This is a genomic window from Nocardia sp. NPDC004568 (genome assembly GCF_040609955.1).
In the GTDB taxonomy this organism is placed as follows: domain Bacteria; phylum Actinomycetota; class Actinomycetes; order Mycobacteriales; family Mycobacteriaceae; genus Nocardia.
The window spans coordinates 1-2,798 of sequence record NZ_JBEXLL010000171.1 but is presented as its reverse complement, the minus strand read 5'-3'; the positions used below and the strand labels follow the sequence as shown (position 1 = coordinate 2,798).

Below are 2,798 nucleotides of genomic sequence, written 5' to 3'. Positions count from 1 at the left end.
CATCGTATGCGAGTAGGCGCGGAATCCGCAGGTAGTCACCGCGATCTGACCGTTTCGCCCTGATCGGTTCAGCTATGCTCGGCCACGTTGCCGCATACAATCGCATATTATCTGCGGTAACCTTCATTCTCGCCATCACACGAGCTGGTGCGACGCCGGTCCCCGAGCCGGGCGACTCCGTGATTTATCTGCGGTAGAGCCTTGTCGGGGTACCGAACACGACAGGAGACGGGTCAGGGTGGGCCGATCGCGGGCGTTTCCGGTACGCGGTGCGCGGCTGGCCGACGCGGTGGCTGCCTATCTGGCGACGATCCCGGTCGCCAACACCCGCCGCGGCTACGCCATCGCGCTCAACCAGCTCGTCACCGACTTCGGCGCGGACACCGATGTGGCGTTGCTGGAGGCGGAGCGGGTGGGAGGCTGGTCCACTCTCGTGTGGGGTGGCCGGTCGGCGCAGACGGTCAACGTGCGGCTGGCCGCGCTGCGCGGGGCATGCGAGTACTGGCGGGCCCAGCAGTGGCTGGTCGGTGATCCATTGTCATGGTTGAAGTCTCGGTCGACGCCACCGGACCATTTCCGGGCCCTGACCCGCGACGAGGTGGACCGCATCCTGGGCTCGGATACGTCGCTGCGTGAGCGTGTGTTGTGGCGCATGCTGTACGAGACCGCCGCCCGGGCCGATGAGCTGCTGATGCTCGACATCGGCGACCTCGATATGCCGAACCGGTGCGCCACCGTGACCCGCAAGGGCGGTGCCCGCGACATCGTGGCGTGGCAGACCGGCACCGCGCGGCTGTTGCCGCGTCTACTCGCCGGCCGCCGCCAAGGTCCGGTGTTCCTGACCGACCGCAAGGCCAAACCCGATGTGGCCGCACCCGATATCGACCCCGACACCGGACGCGCACGGTTGTCGTACCGGCGGGCCCTGGAATTGTTCGAGCACCACACCACCGATTTCGGCCGCGGGCCTTTCACACTGCATCAACTGCGCCATTCCCGGTTGACACACGCCGCGGAGGACGGAGCGTCCACACCGATGCTGATGCGGATGAGCGGACACGCCTCAGTGCGGTCACTCGGCGAATACGCCCGCCCATCCGCCGGGGCCCTGATCCGGTGGCAAACCGGCACCGACCCCGCCGCCCGCAAGCGCACGCAGTGGCGATGACTCGAATAGGCGGGGCGGTGAAGCACAGTCGCTTGCGCGGGAGCCTCCGCCGTGGTTCATCGGCCCGCCCTCACCCAGAGGCAGGGGCATTATATTGCAAACAGTCTCATGTGACGGGTGAGAGTCGTTGAGAGGCACGGAGTTGGTAAGGGCCTTGTCGGATGCACGTGATGAAGTACTCGACAAGCTGACACGAGCGGCTACAGCCGCCGCCGATCTGCACAGGCAGATCGGGGTGGATGCCCCTCGCAGTTCTGCCAGTGTGCTCCCTGACGCCGACTCGGCAGGTAGGTACACCCTCGACCCGGCCGCCCACGACAAGGTCTCGGCTGCCGATCCTGGGTTGCCTGTTGTCGCGCGAACGTCGGAGTCCATGGATCCTGCGGTGGCCGATCAGGTATGCCGAAATTTCGAGCTCGGAAAATTGACGCGAGATCCAGAACGCGCCTTGGGGGGCCATGCGAATGTGGCCTGGCGTTTCGACACCGATCGGGGATCGTTCTTCGTCAAGGATTTCAAGTGCGATGATGCCGATCTGGAAGGGTCTATTCCCCGCCTGGAGCGAGGTTTCAGAGAGCTGGAGCAACCCCTTGCGCAGAGGGGGCCCGCTAGTGGAGTGAAGGTACCGACCCCGGTACCGGTTCCCGGGGAGAATCGTGCGATCAGTGAGATCGACGGCAAGTATTTCCGGGTCCACGAGTGGGTGGATGCCCGACCACTCACTCAGGTGCCGCTCACGCCCGAGGTATCCGAGCGGGTAGGGCGCACGTTGGCCGGTATCCATCGCGTGGCGCCGGCCGGTGAAGTCAAACCCAACAATCTCCCGTTCACCGAGGACCGATGGCATGCCATCGCCGACCGGGTCCAGCCCCGCGCACCAGAAGCCGCAGGACTCATACATGAGAACGCATCGTTGCTGTCCCGAGTCCACCACGCCACCTACCAACCCACACCACCGGGTCCTGTCGTGTTCACCCACGGCGATCTCCAACACCCGGGAAACATGCTGAAGCTCGACGACGGTTCGATAGCAATCATCGATTGGGATCGAGCGGACAATATCGCCGCGTCGTACGAAGCTGTGGAGGCGGCTGGTGGGCTCGCCGTCACCAAAGACAATGTTGTGAATCAAAAGCGTTTCCTGGCAGGGATCCGCGGCTACATAGACGGTGGAGGCTATCCCATCCCCCCACAGCGTGAAATTTTCGGGAACTGGGTGGATAAATGGGCGCGGTGGGCCGAACACCACACCGAGCTGTTCAGGTTCGACGACGAGCCACATAAATTCAATTCCGAGAGCTGTCGATCGACCGTCCAACGGACTATCAACCTGTTCGAATCGATCGAACGCGGGCACCGGAGCTGGCTCGACGAAATACAAGGATTGAACAGTAATGCCCCCACAGCAGGGCCGATGAGTTGAAGAATTCTGCCACAAAGCATTCCCGCCTCACACAGCAGCACGTGGACTCCGGCATGCCGGCCACCGCTGAAGGTTGATGGTCGAGTAGGCTCGCGGGCTGTGACCACGCCAAACTGACTGGGCCCCGATGGCGGATCCACCGATCATGCGAGTTGCGGTTGGTTGAACTCGGTCGGTGTCCATCGCTGCCGGAACGCTTCGGGAGTG

Annotated in this window: 2 protein-coding genes; both read left to right on the top strand. The window is 63.7% G+C overall.

Features of this window, described 5'->3' with window-relative positions:
- Positions 1–238: 238 nt before the first annotated feature.
- Positions 239–1,168, top strand: a complete 930-nt coding sequence (locus ABZV91_RS32325) for a site-specific integrase (RefSeq protein WP_355249509.1) — start codon at positions 239–241, stop codon at positions 1,166–1,168.
- Positions 1,169–1,553: 385 nt separating this feature from the next.
- Positions 1,554–2,591 carry a phosphotransferase gene (locus ABZV91_RS32320; RefSeq protein ID WP_355249508.1) on the top strand — a complete coding sequence of 346 codons (1,038 nt, stop codon included), beginning with the start codon at positions 1,554–1,556 and terminating at the stop codon, positions 2,589–2,591.
- Positions 2,592–2,798 lie beyond the last annotated feature (207 nt).